Genomic DNA, 21109 nt, shown 5'->3' with positions numbered 1-21109 from the left:
TTCTAATTGGTATTTTAATGGAAAATAGTACAGAAATAAAAGCACTGGTAAAATTACTGGATGATACTGATCCTGAAGTTTTCGAACAAGTCGCAAAGCGACTGCTCGAACATGGAACCTCTGTAATTCATTTTCTGGAAACAGAATGGGAAAAATCACTCGACACTTTATTACAGGAACGAATTGAAAACATCGTTCATCAAATCCAGTTTAATACTGTAAAAGAAGACCTTAACCTTTGGTATCAGAGTGGGGCTTTTGATCTTTTACAAGGAGCTTTAGTGATCAACCGCTACCAGTACCCCGATCTTGACGAACAAAAGGTAATCAATCAGCTCGAAGAAATTAAAAGAGAAATATGGACCAGCTTACAGTATGAGATGAGTTCTGTAGAAAAGATCAAACTCATTAACCATATTTTTTACAACATACACGGCTTCAAGGGGAATACGAAAAATCACCATGATCCGCAAAATTCCTATATTAACCAGGTACTCGAAACTAAAAAGGGGAACCAGATTTCACTGGCAATTATATATGCAACCATTGCACAGAAACTTGATATTCCGGTTTATGGTGTCAACCTGCCGCAGCACTTCATCCTCGGTTATATTGATGAGAGTAAAAGAGAAGAGCATGAGTTCGGTGTCCTGTTTTATATAAATGCCTTCAATAAGGGAGCGATCTTTGCAAACATGATGTAGACCAGTTTCTGCGTCAGCTTAATCTGAAACCATTACCAGGATTCTATGCCCCTTGCAGTAACGTGGAAATTATACGCAGGATTATCCGTAACCTGATCTCAGCTTATGAGAATCTGGGTTCAGAAGAGAAGGTACAGGAACTGAAAGAATTACAGGATATTCTGATCAATCCAGAAATTTAGGCCATTTCTAATCCAGTAAATGATTACCAGCCATCCACTCCTGTAAACGAAGAAACCATTCATCAGAAGTTTTCTTGTTGTGCATTCCATAACCATGCCCTCCGGCCTGGTAAAGATGTGTTTCCACAGCAACTTTGTTCTTCACCATGGCCTGGTTAAACAGGATGGTATTTTCAACTGGTACAGTATCGTCGTCATTCGCATGCACCAGGAAACTTATTGGAGTTTGTGCATTCACATGCAGCTCATTAGAGAAATATTCTTTTTGTGACTGACTGGCATTAGCACCGATCAGATTTTTTACAGACCCGGTATGTGCAGAAGCAGTGAAACTGATTACAGGATAGATCAGAACAGCAAAATCTGGTCTCAAACTCAATCCTTCAGTATTTTTAATTTTACTGTCTGCATAATGAACAGCCAGTGAAGCCGCAAGATGTCCGCCAGCAGAAAAACCCATAATCCCAATTTTAGCAGGATTAATACCCCAGGCTGTTGCATTTTTACGCACCATATAAATTGCTTGCTGAGCATCCTGTAAAGGACCGAAAGACTTATCTGTCATAATCGTATCACTTGGCAGCCGATATTTCAAAACAAAGGCTGTTACACCCAATGCAGCAAATCTGCGTGCCACTTCTTCCCCTTCGTGGTCAGTTGCCAGAAATGCATAGCCGCCACCCGGGCAAATAATAACAGCTGTTCCATTTGCTTTCAGCGGATCAGCTTTATAAAGACTGAGCGAAGGGTCAGTGACCTTGCTCAGTCCAAAGACTTTCCCATTGATGATTGTTTCCTTTTCCTTCCTATATACGTAACAGGTGCAGCTATTGCCCCCGGTATTTTCCCCGGATACAATTTCATGATTTCCTGAGCATTTACCCCATTCAAACCTATTATTCCCATAACCAAAATTAGCAACCAGCATTTATTCATTAGAATTCCATTAAATATGCTTTCAAAAAGTCATTCAGCTCTCCATCAAGGACAGCCTGAGCATTTGAAGTTTCGTAATTAGTTCTCAGATCTTTGACCAGTTTATACGGATGTAAAACATAGTTCCTGATTTGTGAGCCCCATTCTATTTTCATCTTTGAGCCTTCTACTGCCGCAGATGCCAGCATTCTTTCACGCATTACCGCCTCATACAACTGTGATTTAAGGAGCCTTAATGCATTCTCCTTATTTTGCAGCTGCGAACGCGACTCCTGGTTTTTAATTACAATACCAGAAGGCTTGTGATACAATCGTACCGCTGTTTCCACTTTATTTACATTTTGCCCACCCGCTCCACCAGAACGGAAAAAGTTTCAAATTCTATATCAGCATCTTTAATTTCGATCTCAATAGTATCATCCACTAAAGGATAAACGTAAACTGAAGCAAATGAAGTATGACGGCGTGCATTAGAATCAAAAGGTGAAATACGAACCAGACGGTGTACTCCATTTTCTCCTTTTAAATATCCATAAGAGAAATCTCCCGCAAATTGTAAAGTAACCGTTTTTACACCCGTTACCTCACCAGGCTGAAAATCCTGTTCAGTTACCTTGTAGCCGTTCTTTTCACCCCACATGATATACATCCGCATCAGCATTGCTGCCCAGTCGCAACTTTCAGTTCCACCAGCTCCGGCAGTAATCTGCATTACCGCGTTCAGCTGATCTTCCTTGCTGCTCAGCATGTTTTTTTAATTCCAGATCCTCGATCAGGTGCAGACATCTTTCGTACTGCTCCTCCATCTCTTCCTTGGTCGCATCTCCTGATTGCAGGAAATCAAATAACACCTGTGTATCTTCAAATTCAGCGTTACTTTCTGCCATGCATCAGTCCACACTTTTTTAGCGTTCATTTCCGCTAAATGCTTTTCAGCCTTTTTAGGATCATCCCAAAAATCTGTTTGTAAGGTAAGCTCCTGTTCTATGTAAATAGCTTCGAGTCGGGTTTCGACGTCAAAGATGCCTCCTCAGTGACGCTACTCTGTCCCTTAAATCCTGTATTTGTTCTTTTGTCATAATCACAAATATATAAATATTAAGACCCCGTTTAAATTTAAACAGTTGCTAAACACAAAAGGCTACCTGAACAATGTCCAGATAGCCTTTTGTCAAATTTCTTTTATGTGTTTAGCTAAAAAGCCCTTTAAGCTTATCTACAATACCACCACCCTGAGCACCAGCTTCGCCTTCTTTAGCACCAGTGAACAAGTTTGTCAGATCAGACAGTTCAAATTTCCCATCCGGCCCTGATATTTTACTCAGGACATCTTTGATATCAAAAGAACTGTCATTAGGATCATTTGTTTTTTGTTTTATTAATGAATTTACCGATTATACCGGGAATCACAGAAGCCGCAATTCCTTTAGCAGTATCCAGATTGATACCCATACCAGCCAGTTTATCAACAAAGCCTGCCGAGGCATCCTGAGCAACAGCACTTCCTTCAATATTCCCACCCTTAAATGCGTCAACAAGACCCCCGATATTACCAGAAGACAATTGTTGTTTTAAGGCATCAATGATAGAGCCCGAAGCAGCAGAAATAGCAGCCTCATTGTGCTCATTAGGAATATCAGTATTATTTACGATAGCATCCTGAGTACTATCTTTTACCAATTGATTTAAATTTTCTAACATGATGGGTAGTTTTATAGGTGAAAGTTATTTTTTATTAAATATAATATAATTAAAACCAGAGATGCACGATAAAAAAAGCACTATTTCTTCAAAATCAGATCATTGCATCTAATCTTATAATACATTAACTATCAGCTTATATTCCGGATGGGAGCTGCCCATTTAACTAGTAACATCAGGAGGATGAACATTAATGTTTACCAAACAACAGTGTAAAGTAAAATATTCTTACTTAGTGTCTTTTTTACTATTAATTACAACCCATTCTGACGACATTTAGTTCATCTTATAAATCATTACATTTACAGAAAGAAACACCAACATTATGCTACCAACCATAAATTTTTTTAGAGACAGCGGCCTATAAATATCTGGCCGATCACTTCATTGACATCAATGAGAAAAACTTAAAACAACTGTTTGCAGAAGATGAAAAGCGTTTTGAGAAGTTTTCCCTAGTTTTCGAAGATATCCTATTGGATTATTCTAAAAACAGGATCAATGATACGACCCTTGCATTACTCATGCAGCTTGCCAGAGAATGTAAACTGGATGAAGCCATTAAGGCGATGTTTAGCGGAGAAAAGATCAATCAGACAGAAGACAGAGCCGTTTTACATACCGCATTGCGTAACCAGAGCAATAAGCCGGTTTATGCTGATGGTAAAAATGTCATGGACGATGTGTAAACGAAGTACTAGCCAAAATGGAGAAATTCAGTGAAGCAATCATCTCCGGCTCATGGAAAGGTTATACAGGTAAAGCAATTACAGATGTAGTAAATATCGGCATTGGTGGTTCTGATTTAGGGCCAGTAATGGTTACTGAAGCTTTAAAAGCATATAAAAACCATTTAACAATGCATTTCGTGTCTAACATTGACGGCACACATATCGTAGAAACCCTGAAAACAGTTGATCCTGAAACCACCTTATTCCTGGTAGCTTCTAAAACGTTCACTACTCAGGAAACAATGACTAATGCCAATACAGCAAGAGAATGGTTTCTGAGCAAAGGTGCAAAACAAGATGACGTAGCGAAACACTTCGCGGCCTTGTCAACCAATGCTAAAGATGTAGCTGCATTTGGTATTGATACCGAAAACATGTTTGGTTTCTGGGATTGGGTTGGCGGAAGATACTCTTTATGGAGTGCGATCGGAATGCCTATCGCCCTGAGCGTAGGATTTGCTAATTTCAAAGAATTACTTGCTGGTGCTCATTCGGCAGATGAACACTTTGAAAATACTCCATTCGAAAATAACGTTCCTGTAATCCTTGCTTTAATTGGCATATGGTATATCAATTTCTTTGATGCAGAAACAGAAGCGATCTTGCCATACGATCAGTACTTACACCGTTTCGCTGCCTATTTCCAACAAGGAGATATGGAAAGTAATGGGAAACATGTAGACCGTAACGGTAACGACGTAACTTACGAAACAGGCCCGATCATCTGGGGAGAACCAGGTACAAACGGTCAGCACGCATTTTATCAATTGATCCACCAGGGAACGCGTATCATCCCATGTGACTTTATCGCACCCGCACAAAGTTTAAACCCTATAGGCGAACACCATCCGATTTTACTATCTAACTTCTTTGCACAGACAGAAGCCCTGATGAACGGTAAAACCGAAGAACAGGTTACCGCAGAATTGAAAAAAGAAGGCAAATCTGAAGAAGAAATCAAGAAAAACTTGCACCATTCAAAGTTTTTGAAGGTAACAGACCAACTAACTCTATCTTATTGAAGAAAGTTACTCCACGTAGTCTTGGAACCCTGATTGCGATCTATGAACATAAGATATTTGTTCAGGGAATTATCTGGAACATTTTCAGTTTCGATCAATGGGGCGTTGAGTTGGGAAAACAACTGGCAAAAAGCATCCTTCCTGAATTGAAGAATAACGATGCAGTTTCTTCACATGATGTTTCGACCAACGGACTGATCAACCAGTATAAAAACTGGAGATAGTTCAAGAGCTGTTTTAAAGCTTAATAAACTCGTAAAGTGCCAGTTAAGCTTTAAAACAGCTCTATTATATAAACGTTTTCATTCGTATCTTTAGTTATTGTTTAAACCTTTGTATCAAAAGATCATCTAAGTTCTACACACATAAATAAATACAAATGGAAACGTTTAAAAATTTTCTAATCCTGGCCCTGCTTTTTTCAGGCTTACAGCTTAAAGCACAGAGCGATCAGGAAACCACAGCAAAAGTTATTGACGCTAAGAATTATGTATTTGCAGCCACAAGTGCAACTCCTTTAAATGTAGCAGACATCAATAACGTAATGAGTAAAATGCCTGGTTATACAGGCGGAGGCAATATTAACCTCAACGGGTCAAACTATGACCTATCGATCACACCAGACAGTCTTGTCGCTTACCTTCCGTATTATGGCCGTTCTTATACCCCAAAAATAGGAGACTCTAATGATAGCGGGATCAAATTCAAGTCTAAAGATTTCAGTTATAAAAGCACAAAGAATAAAAAAGGCGGATGGCTGATCCAGATGAAGCCAAAAGATGTGAAAGACAATTACAACCTGACACTTTCCGTGACCAAAACAGGCAACGCTTCGCTGACCATCACAAGTAATAGTCAGCAGTCCATTAGCTATACCGGAACGATAAACGAGCCCAAGCTAAAAAAGGAAAACAAGCAATAAAGACCTATTTTGAACAGCCGGAACCAGTTGTATCTGGAACAGTTTGCTAAACTTCTTGCCTGTAACAAAAAGACGCTTACCAGCAGCATCCCACGCAATGCCGTTCAGGACATCTGTATTAGGAAATCTATCTTTTGCAGGCAAGATCCCGGTCAGATCTATATAACTCACTACAGAGCCGTTTTTAGGGTCAATAACAGCAATTTTATCTGTCTGATAGATATTCGCATAAATTTTTCCGTCAACATACTCCAGTTCATTCAGCTGATCTACCTGACCGTTATTGTCATACACATCAATATAACTTTCTTCCTGATAGGTATCTTTGTTTAAAAACCAGATCCTGTTCGTTCCGTCAGACTTGATGATACGCTTTCCATCAAACGCCAGTCCCCAGCCTTCTCTGCTATTCTGATAAGGGAAAGTGCTCAATTGTTTTAAAGATTTCGCGTCATAAACAAAGCCAATATCTTCTTTCCAGGTCAGCAGAAGATTTTTTTTTATCCCGATCAGCGTAAACCTTCTCCAAAGAATTTCTTCTCCAGATCGATCTTTGGAGACGCTTTACCAGTTTGCAGGTTTACCCATTTTAAAGTAGAAAAGCCATATTCACCGCTGCTTTCCAGTAAACGGCCATTATGATATTCTAGCCCTTGTGTATATGAACTTGTATCATGCGGGAATGTATTGATAACTTTATAACTAAATTCAGTCGGTTTAACCGCCGATTTTAAGACAATATTAATCGTAACCGTATCTTTCTTAGCTCCGTTATCCACTATTGCTGTGATCAGTTTATAACCCAGAGATAAACCATCAGTTTTGATTGTCAACGCTTCTGCATTATTCTTTGATCCAACCACTTTACCATCCAGCAAATAGTTCACACTACTGATTTTATCATCCGCAGGTACATTCAGCTGTACTTTAACGTCTTCACCCAGTCCGTAACCCTGTCCCTGTTCAGGCATTTTGAAACTCAGCATCTCACTATGACTGCCACCACTTTTACAGAAATCACGAAAGTAATGCCCGTAAGCGCACAGATCAGTAGGATTAATTTAGGTAATTTGATAAGCGTATTAGTTTGGCCAAAATGCATCTTCGATGTGATTAATTTTATAAAGTTGTTCATTTTCAAAAACAATTGCAACAATATCGTACCGAATTTCCCCCTGATGGTTCTTTCTTTCGATATAAACAGAGGAGGCAAATTCCAATTGTTTCTCTTTCTTCCAGTCCACAAAATCCTCCGGTTCTCCATAGCTGACAGAGCTACGGGTTTTTACTTCCACAAAAATAAGCTTACTGTCATAAAAAGCAATCAGGTCTATTTCTGCCCTTCTATGAACCCAGTTTCTTTCCAGAATACGATAACCGCAGGTCTCCAGATAGTTTGCTGCAAGCAGCTCCCCTCTTTTCCCCAGCTCGTTATGTGCTGCCATTATTTAATAACTACTGAGCCTAAAAATTTAGATATCTCACGCTCCACATTTTTCATAAAAGCGTATTTCATCAGAATATCCTGATTAACAGGGTCAGGTTCCACCTTTATTTCCTGCAATAAACCTAATAAAAGACGTTCAACTTTCTTCTTTTTCAGGTGATAAAGCCCACCAAGAATAGTAGCTTTCAAATTAACTGTTTCATCCCGCACATAAATCTGATGTTTATTATACCAGTTCTCACTTAGTGAATACGGAGAAGTAGATAAAGTAATTGCCAAATCTGCGATTTTACGATCCTCATTGGTGATAAACTGATTTGCTACAGGTAAATGTCCGTTCTCAATTTCTTCTTTATAATTCTGAATAATCAGTTTACAAATTTCATCTTCGAAAGTTACATCAGACAGATTCTGCATGATAAACGATCCGATGTACATATTATCAATATTGTCCCAGCTCACCAGCTCATGCCCAAAAGCTAATAAAAGTCTGATGATCTCATGTTCCTGTAGTAAATCATCGTCTGCAGCGACCTCTATCTCCGGAAGGTCAGGACCGGCATTATCATCAAACAGATTATCTGGCGGCCCATCCGGATACGGAGAAGACGACTGGTTACCGGATGGTCTTTGATACTGCTGCCCACCCTGGCCCCCTTTTTTAAACTTAGCTGCCCTGATTTTATTCAGTTCAGTCATCAGCATACGCTCCTCTACCTGGAGCAGATGGCTGCATTCCCTGATAAAGACAGAAGCTTTAATATCATCAGGTATCTTTGCGATACTTTCTACAATATCCCTGATAATACCCGCACGTTTAATCGGATCTGTCCCCGCCTCTTTAAGCAGCGTGTCAGCTTTGTAAAGAATAAAATCCTTACGGTTATTTTCTATATAGATTTTAAAAGCACCAGCACCAACCTTGTGCATATACGAATCCGGGTCATGGCCATCAGGAAAGTTAACAACCTTCACATTCAACCCTTCTTCAAGGATCATGTCCAGTCCGCGTAGTGAAGCTTTAATACCCGCCGCATCCCCATCGTATAAGATAGTTACGTTCTGTGTAAAACGCCCGATCAGCCTGATCTGCTCTATAGTCAGTGAAGTACCAGACGAGGCCACTACATTCTCAATATTTGCCTGATGTACAGAAAGTACATCCGCATAACCCTCTACCAGATAACAATTATCAGCATCACGAATAGCCTTCTTAGCCTGAAACAAGCCATAAAGCACATTCGATTTATGGTAAATATCACTTTCAGGAGAGTTGACATATTTCGGAACATTCTTATCAGTTTTTAGCGTTCTGCCACCAAAACCAATCACCCTGCCCGTAAAATTATGAATAGGGAACATTACCCTGCCACGGAAACGGTCATAAACCTTTCCTTTCTCATTGCGGATTGCTAGACCAGTCTTTTCCAGATACTCTTCCTTATGCCCTGCCGAAGCTGCACTTAAGATTAAAGCATCCCACTGATCAGGAGAATATCCCAATTCAAATTTCTTAATGATATCTTCCCGGAACCCGCGTTCTTTAAAATAGCTTAGCCCGATTGCGCGTCCCTGTTCACCAGTCCATAACTCGTTGGCAAAATAATTTGCCGCATATAAAGATACTACATATAGACTTTCTCTTGCATTATTAGCCTCAAGAACTTCCGGGCTTTCTTCCTTCTCCTCAACCTCAATATTGTATTTCTGCGCCAGGTATTTTAAAGCCTCAGGATAAGAATACTTCTCGTGGTCCATAATGAAACGTACAGAATCCCCTCCCTTACCGCAACCAAAGCACTTATAAATACCTTTAGTTACCGATACGTGAAAAGAAGGTGTTTTTTCATTATGAAAAGGGCAGTTACCAATTAAACTTGTCCCACGCTTTTTTAAAGACACAAAATCACCAACAACCTCCTCAATACGGGAAGTGTCCATGATTTTGTTAATAGTATCCTGATATATCATTAAAACAAATTACTTTACAAATGGTAACAACGTCTCAGCCAAAGTTTTGTTACCTTTTTCATTCAGATGGACTCCATCAGTTGTCAAAATCCCCCCTCGGAAGATCTTCCGGATTATTCTGCAAATCATAATCCGTAAACAACTTTCTTAAATCACACAACGGCAGCTTATTTTTAACTGCCAGTTCACGAATAGCAACTGAAAACTTATCCAGTTCAGTATCCATTTCATTAGCACCGTTCTTCTTCTCTCCAATTACAGCAGGTGTACAAACCACAACTTTAGCGCCGTTAGCCTGAATTTTATTAATTAAAGCCTGGTAGAATTTTACAAACTTATTCAGATCAGTACCCGTATGAGAAGTCTGTTTATGCCAAACGTCATTTACGCCGATATAAATAACCACCACATCAGGTTTCTTGTTTAACACATCATCTTCTAAACGCAGATAAAGGTCATATACTTTATTACCGCTCACACCAGCACCTACTACTTCGTAGGCTGAGGAACTTAATGTTTTGCTGATCAGATCAACATAACCACCGGGCTTAGCACCCTGCTCAGTAATAGAATCTCCAAAGAAAATAATCTTTTTAGATTTGGCTTTCATAGCCGTAAAAGTAATCAACAGGCATCCTGCAGCCAGAAATGCCATGGTTTGGATAAGTCTTTTCATTAACATGCGGTTTGATGGTTAGAATAGGTTTGTACAGCCGGAAATCTGGTTAAAATCCCCAGGGAATCAAAGGTAACCAATTTAGCTGTTTTTTAGGTAAAGCTTAATATTAACTAATTTCGTTAATTATGCGCATCATTTCAGTTAAAGTCACCGCTTTAACCTCCTTAGAAATAGAGAAACTTTCCTTTCCCGGATAAACTACAAAACGTTTTGTAGCACCAACATCTTCGCAACCCAAATAAAACCCCTTTGATAGCACTGGTGTCATTGATCTTTTTATTTCAATAGCATATATACTTTTCAGATTTTGTTCGATAACGAGATCAATTTCTGCACCAGCGGCTGTACGATAAAACCATGGTGTGACACCTATGGGTAAACAGGAAAGTAGGTTTTCCATAACAAAACCCTCCCAGCTTGCTCCTCCAACAACCGGATGCCCTAAGATGTCTTCAATCGTCTTCAGCTGAAGTAGCGCATGAACAAGACCACTGTCTCTAATATATATCTTAGGAGATTTAACAAGTCTTTTTCCAATATTTCCTGACCATGGACGTATTGTTCTGATCAATAATAAATCCTCTAATAATTCTATATATCTTTTTGCCGTTGGCGCAGTGACATCAAGATTTGCGCCAAGATGTGCAACATTAAGCTGGCCTCCCTGATGGTGAGCTAGCATGGTCCAAAGCCGTCTTAAAGTTACAGCTGGAATTCGGGGTCCCAATTGAGGGACATCTCTTTCGAGATAAGTACTGATAAAGTTCAACCTCCATCTTAAACTTGACTCATCACTTCTTGCCAGAAAACTATCAGGGAAACCGCCTCTAAGCCAAAGCTCATCTTGTGTTCTTTCATCAGATTCTATTTCAATTGCGTTAAGCCCTGATAATTCTTTGTACGCAATACGTCCAGCGAGTTTTCAGACGATTGTTTTAAAAGATCCAGAGAAGCAGATCCAAGAATAAGAAACTGACCGGTTCGATACCCTTGCTTACGCCTTCTATCAATAACTCCACGAAGAATAGCAAAAAGTTCAGGGACACGCTGAATTTCATCAAGAATAATTAGTTTTCCTTTATGGAACTCAAAATAAGCCTCAGCTTCGCTCAATTTAGCCTGATCAGCAGGGCTCTCCAAATCCAGGTAAATATACTCCTGCGTCATTGAATCAGCAATCTCTATCGCTAGTGTTGTTTTACCAACCTGACGAGGCCCTAATACAGCTACTGCCGGAAATTCTTCTAGCAATTCAACGATTTCCTGTTTTACTTTCCTAGCTATCATCCTTGCAATTATAACATTAAATATTCGATTTGCAAGGATAATTAGTTGTTTTTAGTGGTAATCTTTATGCAATATCAAAAAGCTTGCCCGCTCTTCTTTCTTAAAAGGCACATTCCAATTACCCTGATATACGTAATTTTGGTTGGTAATTTATCCTCCCCGAAATACCCCATTTCAATGTTCATCTGCACATCAAAATCAAATAGCATATTACTGTATTTCATATCTACATAACGGCCAAGGATTGCAAAATCACGCTTATCAAAAATCGTAACCAGCTCTTTAATCATCAAACCATCCTTAGTCCATTTACTCAAATCATCCTTTACGCTAACCTTGAAACGATATACCGGAATAGAATCCAGGTAAGTTCCGCTTTGGAAATTATAATCATAATACTGGCGCATATTCGCCGTAAAAATTTCCGTTTTGCTTCCAATAAAAGGGATTCCCTTTACCGGTTTTCCCGGATTAAAAATCAACGTTTTCAATTTATCCTTATAACCTGAATTGGTATCACCTTTTCCTCCCGGAGAAGAAGTTGGTGCATCAGAAACCAGGTCAGACTTATAAGCATTCATAAAAATATAATCAAACATTTCTACGGTGTATAGCTGATATTTGCCATTCTTCTAAAAGACCTTACCTGTATCCTGTTTAACCAGATACTCCATTCTTACAGGACCTGAATTGGAATGTCTGATCTTGCGATAAATCTTTCCGTTTATTTTATTCTTCTTGTCATAAGTGAAAATGCGGTTTTCAGCAATGAAACTATACTTTTTCATCTTTCTGAACGCAGCATAGAAACTCGTATCAGTCGTAATAGCCTTAATAAAGGTTTCCACACTTAGCTTTTGCGCTACGATATTCACATTAGAATCCAGCTGAATGGTTTTAATCGTATCCGGATTAAAACGGGGGATCTGCTGCGCAAATCCTCCATACCAGCATACCATTAAAGCAGCGATAAGCAAACTCTTCATTTAGTTACCCAATTGCTTTAAAGCTATATAAGCCATCAGACCAGTAGATATTTTCAAAGCATCCTCATCCACATCAAAATTAGGATGGTGGACAGAATATTTAGTTCCTTTAGCCTCATTTCCTGTACCTAAACGGTAGAAACAAGCATCAGTTACCTGAGAATAATAAGCAAAATCTTCTGCAGCCATCCAGATATCCAGATCAACCACATTTTCTTTACCTAAGTAATCTTCAGCATAACCACGTGCACTTGCAGTTAGTTTTTCTTCATTTACAAGGAAAGGATAACCATGCATGATGTTAAATTCACAGCTGCCGCCCATACTTTCGGCAATACCTTCGGCCATTTTCTTCATCAGACGTTTCGCCTCTGCACGCCATTCTTCATTCAGTGTTCTGAAGGTTCCTTCAAGTTTCACTTCATTAGGAATAATATTAGTCGCACCATTTGCAATTACCTTTCCAAAAGAAAGCACAGAAGGTAATCTTGGATCTGCATTACGGCTCACAATCTGCTGTAAGGCAACAATAATATGAGAAGTAATCAATACCGGGTCAATATTCTGCTGAGGTTGCGCACCATGTCCGCCTTTTCCTTTAACAGTTACATATAATTCATCGGCTGATGCCATATAAATACCCGAACGGAAACCAACTTTTCCGGCATCAATCCACGGCATTACATGCTGTCCGATAATACTTGCTGGTCTTGGATTTTCCAATACACCTTCAGCAATCATCAGACTTGCACCGCCTGGCAGAATTTCTTCACCCGGCTGGAAAATCAGTTTAATTGTTCCCCCAAACTCTGCCTTCATCTGATTCAGAATATAAGCAGCTCCTAACAAAGAAGAAGTATGTACATCATGTCCGCAGGCGTGCATTACACCCGGATTCTGCGAAACATAAGGCTTATCATTCGCTTCAATGATTGGCAAAGCATCCATATCACCACGCAGGGCGATAACCTCTTCAGACGGCAGATCTCCCTTAATCAGGCCAACTACACCAGTATTAGCCATACTCGTGAAAGGGATGCCCCATGTAGTTAGTTTGTCCTTAATAAATGCTGAGGTCTGAAACTCTTCAAAAGAAAGTTCCGGATTCATGTGAAGATGCTGGCGATAACCGACAACGTCCTGAAAGATAGTATGTGCTAAATTTTGAATCTGTTCTTTATTAATCATCTGATTGGCTATAAACGGGGTGCATTGATTTTTTCTCTGAAAATGAACAGAGTCGGAAATGTTGATCTGAGTTCATTCATCAGTCTCTGGGCTTCCAGACGTGTTCTGAAATCTCCCACACGGAGATAGTAATTAGGTACTTTATAAGTAATATAAGTGTTCAGTTTTGGATAGGCCGATTTGAAACGTGCCTGTTCATTAAAAGTCTGTCTTCTGTCTGAGCCATAAAAGACCTGTACACGGAAGCCCATTTGCGAAACTATTGCCCCGCCAGCTCTATGAGTAGTCGTAGCTACAGGAGCCGATTTTTTGTTTAAAGCGATCCTCTTCTCAATCAGGCTGTCTACCAGCGGATCTTTGACAATGACCACTTCCCCTCTCTTCTGGGCAAAACCAGCTAAAGAAAAGCAACAAATAATAAATGTAAAAAATGATCTCATAGGAAGGGGTAAAAAACTGTTAAAAAAAAAGAATGCCGATTTCTTTTTACAAAAATCGGCATTCTTTATGTGTATTACAAATTACAATCCTGCACCATGACAGTTTTTGTATTTCTTGCCGCTTCCACAAGGACAAGGATCGTTTCTTCCGATAGTAACTTCTTTACGTATCGGTTGTTGCGGAACAGCCTCACGGGTGTCATCAAACTGTACATCTCCTGTACTGGTTGACGAAGCAAATTCAGGTTTTGACATCTTAAGTCTGCTTGGTGCTGGTCTTGGTGCTTCAACTTCTCTGATGTCATCAGCTTCCTGCTGCATCGGGATACCACCTTTATATAAGAAACTTACTACTTCTTTATTTACCGCGTTCAACATATTTTTAAATAAGTTGAAAGCTTCCATTTTGTAAATGATTAAGGGATCTTTCTGCTCATAAACTGCATTCTGAACAGATTGTTTCAATTCATCCATTTCACGTAAATGCTCTTTCCATGATTCATCAATTAAAGCAAGAACGATAGTTTTTTCAAATGACTTCGTTACTTCTCTGCCATGATTGGCAATTGCTTTTTTCAATTCCACAGGAACCTGGATACTTCTGATTCCGTCTGTGAAAGGAACAACGATTTGCTCAATATGCTCACCACGTTCTTCAAACACCTGTGTTAATACCGGCATCGCCTGAAGAATGATGTTCTCAGATTTTCTTGCGTAAAAAGTAGTTGCTTCTTCAAACAACTTATCCGTTAAAATATGAATGCTTCTTGAATTGAATTCAGACTCAGTAATATCAGTATCCAAAGAGAAGTTTTTAATCACCTCTAATTTGAAACCTTCATAGTTACCAGCTTCTTTATATTCAGAAACAACATCTTCAGCAACATCAAATACCATGTTGTTCATGTCTACATCCAGACGTTCACCGAACAAAGCATTTTTACGTTTAGCATAGATTACCGAACGCTGTGAGTTCATCACATCATCATATTCCAGTAAACGTTTACGAATACCAAAGTTTGTTTTCTTCTACTTTCTTCTGTGCACGCTCAATAGATTTGGTAATCATAGAATGCTGAATCACTTCACCATCTTCAATTCCCATTTTAACCATGATATTAGAGATACGCTCAGAACCAAATAAACGCATTAAGTTGTCTTCCAGTGAAACGAAGAACTGAGAAGAACCCGGATCTCCCTGACGACCTGCACGACCACGTAACTGTCTGTCTACACGGCGTGACTCATGACGTTCTGTACCAACAATAGCTAAACCACCTGCTTCTTTAACACCAGCACCTAATTTAATGTCGGTACCACGACCAGCCATATTCGTTGCAATTGTAACCGTACCAGCCTGACCAGCCTCAGCTACAATATCAGCCTCTTTCTGGTGCATTTTTGCATTCAGTACGTTGTGTTTAATACCACGTAATTTCAGCATGCGGCTTAACAGTTCAGAAATCTCTACAGAGGTAGTACCTACCAATACTGGTCTTCCTGCTTCTGTTAATTTAACGATAACGATCTCTTCTGCAAGTGCATTATATTTTTCACGAACAGTACGGTAAACGTAATCCTGCTCATCATTTCTCTGCATCACTCTGTTTGTAGGTATTTCTACCACATCCAGTTTGTAAATAGACCAGAACTCACCAGCTTCAGTTGTTGCCGTACCAGTCATACCACATAATTTATGGTACATTCTGAAGAAGTTCTGTAAAGTAACTGTAGCATAAGTTTGTGAAGCATCTTCTACTTTCACATTTTCTTTAGCTTCAATCGCCTGGTGTAATCCATCAGAATAACGACGGCCATCCATGATACGACCAGTCTGCTCATCTACAATTTTGATTTTACCTTCATCGATGATATATTCAACATCGATTTCGAATAAGGTATAAGCTTTTAACAACTGGTTCACCGAGTGAACACGTTCAGCCTTGATAGAGTAATCACGCATCAACGCATCTTTCTGAGCAAGTTTGTCTTCACTTTCTAAAGCTGATTTCTCAATTTCAGCAATTTCAGTACCTACATCAGGTAATACGAAGAAATGCTCATCTTCACCAGATTTAGTGATCAGCTCAATTCCTTTTTCTGTTAATTCTACCTGGTTGTTTTTCTCATCAATGTAGAAATACAAATGAGAATCTACTTTAGGCATATTTTTCGACTGATCAGCCATATAGCTGTTTTCAGTTTTAAGCAGGATATTTTTATTGTTTCCTTCACTTAAAAACTTGATCAGTGCTTTGTTTTTTGGTAAACCACGGTGTGCTCTTAATAAAGCTAAACCACCTTCACCTTCTTCGGTTCCGGTCTTACCATCTGCGATTAATTTTTTAGCTTCATTTAAAGCTTTGGTTACATATTCTCTCTGTGCGTTAACCAAACGTTCGATTCTTGGTTTCAGCTCATGGAATTCATGCTGATCTCCAAAAGGAACCGGACCTGAGATAATTAACGGAGTACGTGCATCATCAATTAAAACTGAATCGACCTCATCAACCATTGCAAAAATGCAATTTGCGTTGTACCAGTTGTCCTGGCTCCTGCGCCATATTGTCACGCAGATAGTCAAAGCCGAACTCATTGTTCGTACCATAAGTAATATCAGCCAGGTAAGCATTTCTGCGTTCCTGAGAGTTAGGCTCATGTTTATCGATACAATCTACTCTGATCCCGTGGAATTCGAATAATGGACCATTCCACTCCGAGTCACGTCGTGCCAGGTAATCATTCACGGTTACAATGTGTACACCCTGACCAGCTAAAGCATTCAGGTAAGCAGGTAATGTACTTACCAGCGTTTTACCCTCACCCGTTGCCATCTCAGCAATTTTACCATTGTGTAATACGATACCACCGATTAACTGAACATCATAGTGAACCATGTTCCATACTACTGTACTTCCCGCGGCATCCCATGAATTAGCCCAGAAAGCTTTATCACCTTCGATTTTAACATTGGCTCTGCGTGCTGCATAGTCTCTGTCATAAGCCGAAGCTGTTACTTCAAGTGCAGGATTTTCAGCAAAACGTCTTGAAGTTTCTTTAACTACCGCAAAAGCAGCAGGAAGAATTTCCATCAATACAACTTCCAATGCTTTATCTCTGTCTTTTACCAATACATCGATCTGCTCATAAATGGCAGTTTTTTCAGGTAAGGATAAATCCTGACCATCAGCATCAGTTTTCAGTGTACTTATTTGAGTATCAATTTCAGCTAAAGATTTAGCGATTACGTCTTTAAAGTAGACAGTTTTGTTACGCAATTCATCATTGCTTAAAGCCGAAAGTTTAGCGTATTCTTCATTTATCTTAATGACAAGTGGTTGGATTGCCTTAATATCTCTTTCTGATTTGCTTCCAAAAACTTTGGTTAAAAATCCTAGCATCGTTTCTATTTATGTTTTTTTTGTTTTAAAATCATCATTTTACAACAACCAAGCCACACCATTTGACAAGTCACTTTGGCAGTTATCGAGGGATAAAACTACAAAATATCTTGTAATTGTAACGGCTATACTGGCTTTATTTAAGCAGATAAGTACAAATTGTCATCTTTAGGTAATGATCAGGTGAATATAATTTAAGAGAGTCTGTCTAAAATTTAGGCAAAGCGTTTATCTTTGCTGATATGAATATCTTATTATTAGGTTCTGGTGGAAGAGAAAGCGCTTTCGCCTGGAAAATGAGTCAGTCTGAACAATGCTCAAAACTGTTTATCGCACCAGGTAATGGCGGAACAGCAGCATATGGTAAAAATGTAAACCTTAATCCAAATGATTTTGCAGCAATCAGAACATTTGTTTTAACGGAAAAAATTGAGCTTGTTGTGGTCGGGCCGGAAGAACCTTTAGTAAATGGTATTCACGATTTCTTCCTGGCGGACGAAAAACTTGCAGGAATTCCGGTAATTGGCCCTAAAAAAGAAGGCGCTATATTAGAAGGCAGCAAGGATTTTTCAAAGGAATTTATGGCACGCCACAATATTCCGCATCCGGGTTCTAAATCGTTCACCAAGATACACTGGCAGATGGATTAGCTTACCTTGAAAACCACAGCTTACCAGTTGTTTTAAAAGCAGATGGTCTGGCAGCAGGTAAAGGTGTTTTAATTTGTGAAACCGCAGCAGATGCGCAGGCAGAATTGACCCTGATGTTAAGTGAAGGCAAGTTCGGTAATGCAGGAGCAATCGTAGTTATTGAAGAGTTTTTAACAGGTATTGAGCTGTCCGTATTTGTATTAACTGATGGTGATAATTACGTGATTTTACCAGAAGCAAAAGATTACAAACGTATTGGTCAGGGTGACACCGGACTGAATACAGGAGGTATGGGCTCTGTTTCTCCGGTTCCTTTTGCGGACGAGAAATTCTTAAAAGAAGTAGAAAACAGCATTATCATTCCTACTATAAACGGATTAAAGAAAGATAAGATAGATTATACAGGCTTTATTTTCTTCGGCTTATTCAAAGTTGGTGATAAACCAATGATCATTGAGTATAACTGCAGAATGGGTGATCCTGAAACAGAAAGTGTTTTACCAAGAATTGAAAATGACCTGGTAGAACTTTTCATCGCTACTTCTAAGAAGAAGCTGAAAGATGTTCAGTTAAAGATCAGTCCTAAAAGCGCAGCTACGGTAATGATTGTAGCAGGCGGTTATCCTGGCGACTATGAAAAAGGTAAAGTAATGACCGGAATTGATAATATTCGTCAGTCCTTAGCTTTCCACGCCGGAACAGTTGCTGAAGGAGGTGTGATCAAAAGTAACGGCGGACGCGTTTTAGCGGTAACTAGTTTACAGGATAACATGTTTGAGGCGTTACAGTCAGCAACGGCTGATGCCGCAAGGATATATTTTGATGGTAAATATTTCAGAGAAGATATAGGATTTGATTTGATGTAAGTTCAGAATCATATATAAATCAAAAGGCCCGGAACAATTGTCCGGGCCTTTTGATTTATATATGATTCTGAACTTTATTGCGATAAGTTTATTATTCATTTCAGCATTCGCGCAAATACAATTCTATAAATTATAGATGTGTCAAGGATAATTCCATTGGATTTTAAAGCATCTAATAAATATTTGTACCTGCTGACATCAGGTTTCCGAACTTCAAGTTTTAAATCATTTGTAACTATAAATATAATGATATAGCTAAAAAAATCACCTTCTTTAAACCTACAGATTTTCACTCTTTTTATTCCTTTTATATTGCCGATCTTTGATTCTTTCAGATAGTATGGCTGATAAGTACCCTCCTGGACAATAACACCATCATAGCTTTTGTTTTAATAACCACCGATACAAACAACTGTAAGACTATGAAGTCTATTAATCATATGCCATTAATGTTCATCGGCAGTATCCAGAAAACCACCTTTTTTAGATTTTATTAACTTTTGTAATGTCTTAACATCGGTGATGTCTTGTCTGCGGCCGGAGACTTGTTTATTTTTTTTAGATCACTAAGGCCGATATAGTTGATGACAAGATCATTCTCGAGTTCGAGTTCTATCTTTTCCATATTTAAGATCGCCTCACTAAATTTAACGCCATCAATGAGGTTCAGCACATCAATCCGTAATGGTGGATATCCAATCTGGCTAATTAATCCTTCTGTTAAAAAATCTTCCTTTTGGAAGCCAAGAGATTGCAACCCAAAATCATTCACAACTTTGAGCATTCGAATTGCATTTTCTTCAGATACATTGATCCAAATATCGATGTCACCTGTGTGACGAGGCTTACCATGAAATGCCAGTGCATAGCCTCCCACAACCATGTACTCAACATCGTATTGGTTTAACAATTTAACAAAATCTTCAAAATCTTCGGCTAACGTCATGCGTACATTCTTTTCTTTACCAGCTTAGTTTTATCCATTCTTTGTCCCTTTGTTAAAGATTGAGAAATGATGTAAGTAACAGCGGCAGCACGCTCTTTTACCGGCCGGCCTAACCAATATTTCAGGTCATCTTGTTCATCATTGGCATCTTTCATCATAACCCTTCTTAGTACAGGTACTATTTTTCTAATTCGGGGTTCAGGAGCAATCTTAGGCTTTAAAATAATATTTTTACGTTCTATTCGTATTTCCTGATTTTCGTAAGCAACTTTAGCCTTACTCAAATAATTACTTATGGTATTGTAATTAAACTGTGAATAGCTTAAACAAAAGTTCTTTAGATTAGAAAATACTTCAAAAGGATTCTCTGTGTTATTTTTCCAAAAAAACTACGACTACTCTTTTTTTTTTGAATACTTAGCCTTTCCATATATCAAATATAACAAATATCATAACAATATTAGTCATAAGAAGATAAAAAATCCCAATTGCCCCCTTATAATCTTTAACCTATTCACTCAAAAAACCATTAAAAACCAAAAGGCCACCTGGTAGCCATAGGATACCAGAAAGCTCAGGAACTCACCCAGTAGCCTGGGCATATCACTTTGGCTGCTTTGGTCAAAGTTCATTATCCTCAGCCACTGGTTATTATTGATGCCTTTCTTAGGGATGCAAATGCCAGGAAAGCTTACGGGCAATAAACAGTAAAGCCCGGCTTATAGCCAAGCTTTGCCTACTAGCTTCACAATAGACACTTCCAAGCTTATAGAGCCATTAACTAATGGTGGTAATTCAATTTCATCAATATTAGGAATAATAGAATTTTCAATTATAGCTACTCGTCTTTTTAAAAGATCAGCCATTTCCAATGTTGGATCAGCATCAAAAGGATAACAATCCTTAACTGACAATCCCGATTCAACATTTGAGATCCAATCTTCAGATAACGAGACATAATTCTCAGCTTCTTCCCATTCTTTTCTCAATTTATCAAGCCTCTTTTTCCTCAGAGTTCCTGAACCTGCTTTTTCCTTATTCTCTGATTTA

At 38.9% G+C, this 21109-nt stretch carries 17 protein-coding genes and 5 pseudogenes; 4 read left to right on the top strand and 18 right to left on the bottom strand.

All coding sequences use genetic code 11. From position 1 onward, the window contains the following. The first annotated feature begins 17 nt into the window (after nt 1-17). Nucleotides 18-886, top strand: a pseudogene (locus ACWYN3_RS31200) (transglutaminase-like domain-containing protein). A gap of 7 nt (nt 887-893) precedes the next feature. On the opposite strand, the gene ACWYN3_RS31195 reads toward ACWYN3_RS31200, so the two are convergent. The 3 genes and pseudogenes from ACWYN3_RS31195 to ACWYN3_RS31185 all read right to left on the bottom strand — a co-directional run bounded on the left by ACWYN3_RS31195 (nt 894) and on the right by ACWYN3_RS31185 (nt 3523). Continuing rightward, on the bottom strand, nt 894-1814 hold the full coding sequence (locus ACWYN3_RS31195; RefSeq protein WP_456217769.1) for an alpha/beta hydrolase: 921 nt from the start codon (nt 1812-1814) through the stop codon (nt 894-896). A gap of 7 nt (nt 1815-1821) precedes the next feature. Beyond that, nucleotides 1822-2901 (bottom strand): annotated as a pseudogene (prfB, locus tag ACWYN3_RS31190) (peptide chain release factor 2). A 280-nt stretch (nt 2902-3181) separates the two neighbouring features. Then, nucleotides 3182-3523 carry a hypothetical protein gene (locus ACWYN3_RS31185; RefSeq protein ID WP_456217768.1) on the bottom strand — a complete coding sequence of 114 codons (342 nt, stop codon included), beginning with the start codon at nt 3521-3523 and terminating at the stop codon, nt 3182-3184. Between the two features lie 325 nt (nt 3524-3848). Here ACWYN3_RS31185 and pgi point away from each other — a divergent pair. Together pgi and ACWYN3_RS31175 are read left to right on the top strand one after the other, a co-directional pair. Beyond that, nucleotides 3849-5500, top strand: a pseudogene (pgi, locus tag ACWYN3_RS31180) (glucose-6-phosphate isomerase). 155 nt (nt 5501-5655) lie between these two features. Next, entirely contained in the window at nt 5656-6198 is a 543-nt protein-coding gene (locus ACWYN3_RS31175) for a DUF4251 domain-containing protein (RefSeq protein ID WP_456217767.1), read from the top strand. Here ACWYN3_RS31175 and ACWYN3_RS31170 read toward each other — a convergent pair. The 12 genes and pseudogenes from ACWYN3_RS31170 to secA form a co-directional block, all read right to left on the bottom strand. Then, nucleotides 6175-6630 (bottom strand): glutaminyl-peptide cyclotransferase, encoded by a 456-nt coding sequence (locus ACWYN3_RS31170; RefSeq protein WP_456217766.1) that lies wholly within the window; start codon nt 6628-6630, stop codon nt 6175-6177. The two genes, ACWYN3_RS31175 and ACWYN3_RS31170, sit on opposite strands and share 24 nt — an antisense overlap. A gap of 77 nt (nt 6631-6707) precedes the next feature. After that, nucleotides 6708-7184: a glutaminyl-peptide cyclotransferase gene (locus ACWYN3_RS31165; protein WP_456217765.1), complete on the bottom strand. Its 477-nt coding sequence runs from the start codon at nt 7182-7184 to the stop codon at nt 6708-6710. A 96-nt stretch (nt 7185-7280) separates the two neighbouring features. Then, on the bottom strand, nt 7281-7643 hold the full coding sequence (locus ACWYN3_RS31160; RefSeq protein ID WP_456217764.1) for a YraN family protein: 363 nt from the start codon (nt 7641-7643) through the stop codon (nt 7281-7283). Continuing rightward, nucleotides 7643-9616, bottom strand: a complete 1974-nt coding sequence (dnaG, locus tag ACWYN3_RS31155; RefSeq protein ID WP_456217763.1) for a DNA primase — start codon at nt 9614-9616, stop codon at nt 7643-7645. Before dnaG ends, ACWYN3_RS31160 begins: the two co-directional genes overlap by 1 nt. A gap of 76 nt (nt 9617-9692) precedes the next feature. After that, nucleotides 9693-10292: an SGNH/GDSL hydrolase family protein gene (locus ACWYN3_RS31150; RefSeq protein WP_456217762.1), complete on the bottom strand. Its 600-nt coding sequence runs from the start codon at nt 10290-10292 to the stop codon at nt 9693-9695. A 109-nt stretch (nt 10293-10401) separates the two neighbouring features. Beyond that, nucleotides 10402-11022, bottom strand: coding sequence for a DUF4143 domain-containing protein (locus tag ACWYN3_RS31145; protein ID WP_456223216.1), 621 nt, complete (start codon nt 11020-11022; stop codon nt 10402-10404). 137 nt (nt 11023-11159) lie between these two features. Then, nucleotides 11160-11582, bottom strand: a complete 423-nt coding sequence (locus tag ACWYN3_RS31140) for an AAA family ATPase (RefSeq protein WP_456217761.1) — start codon at nt 11580-11582, stop codon at nt 11160-11162. 74 nt (nt 11583-11656) lie between these two features. Further along, a complete protein-coding gene (locus tag ACWYN3_RS31135; RefSeq protein WP_456217760.1) occupies nt 11657-12181 on the bottom strand; it encodes a hypothetical protein in 525 nt (174 codons plus the stop codon). A 33-nt stretch (nt 12182-12214) separates the two neighbouring features. Next, complete coding sequence (locus ACWYN3_RS31130) at nt 12215-12568, bottom strand: hypothetical protein (RefSeq protein WP_456217759.1); 354 nt, start codon at nt 12566-12568, stop codon at nt 12215-12217. Then, nucleotides 12569-13756 carry a M20 metallopeptidase family protein gene (locus ACWYN3_RS31125; RefSeq protein ID WP_456217758.1) on the bottom strand — a complete coding sequence of 396 codons (1188 nt, stop codon included), beginning with the start codon at nt 13754-13756 and terminating at the stop codon, nt 12569-12571. A gap of 8 nt (nt 13757-13764) precedes the next feature. Then, on the bottom strand, nt 13765-14196 hold the full coding sequence (locus tag ACWYN3_RS31120; RefSeq protein WP_456217757.1) for an SPOR domain-containing protein: 432 nt from the start codon (nt 14194-14196) through the stop codon (nt 13765-13767). Nucleotides 14197-14277: 81 nt separating this feature from the next. Next, nucleotides 14278-17597 (bottom strand): annotated as a pseudogene (gene secA, locus ACWYN3_RS31115) (preprotein translocase subunit SecA). Nucleotides 17598-17839: 242 nt separating this feature from the next. Between secA and purD the strand changes: the two are divergent. Beyond that, a pseudogene (gene purD / locus ACWYN3_RS31110) lies at nt 17840-19113 on the top strand (phosphoribosylamine--glycine ligase). A gap of 493 nt (nt 19114-19606) precedes the next feature. On the opposite strand, the gene ACWYN3_RS31105 reads toward purD, so the two are convergent. From ACWYN3_RS31105 to ACWYN3_RS31095, 3 genes are all read right to left on the bottom strand, one after another. Next, nucleotides 19607-20059 (bottom strand): hypothetical protein, encoded by a 453-nt coding sequence (locus tag ACWYN3_RS31105; RefSeq protein ID WP_456217756.1) that lies wholly within the window; start codon nt 20057-20059, stop codon nt 19607-19609. Beyond that, nucleotides 20056-20343 (bottom strand): hypothetical protein, encoded by a 288-nt coding sequence (locus ACWYN3_RS31100; protein WP_456217755.1) that lies wholly within the window; start codon nt 20341-20343, stop codon nt 20056-20058. The genes ACWYN3_RS31105 and ACWYN3_RS31100 overlap by 4 nt, the downstream gene beginning before the upstream one ends. Before the next feature lie 435 nt (nt 20344-20778). After that, nucleotides 20779-21048, bottom strand: coding sequence for a hypothetical protein (locus tag ACWYN3_RS31095; RefSeq protein ID WP_456217754.1), 270 nt, complete (start codon nt 21046-21048; stop codon nt 20779-20781). Between the last annotated feature and the right edge of the window lie 61 nt (nt 21049-21109).

This window comes from Pedobacter sp. NJ-S-72, assembly GCF_053890575.1.
This window is presented reverse-complemented; position numbering and strand designations above follow the sequence as displayed.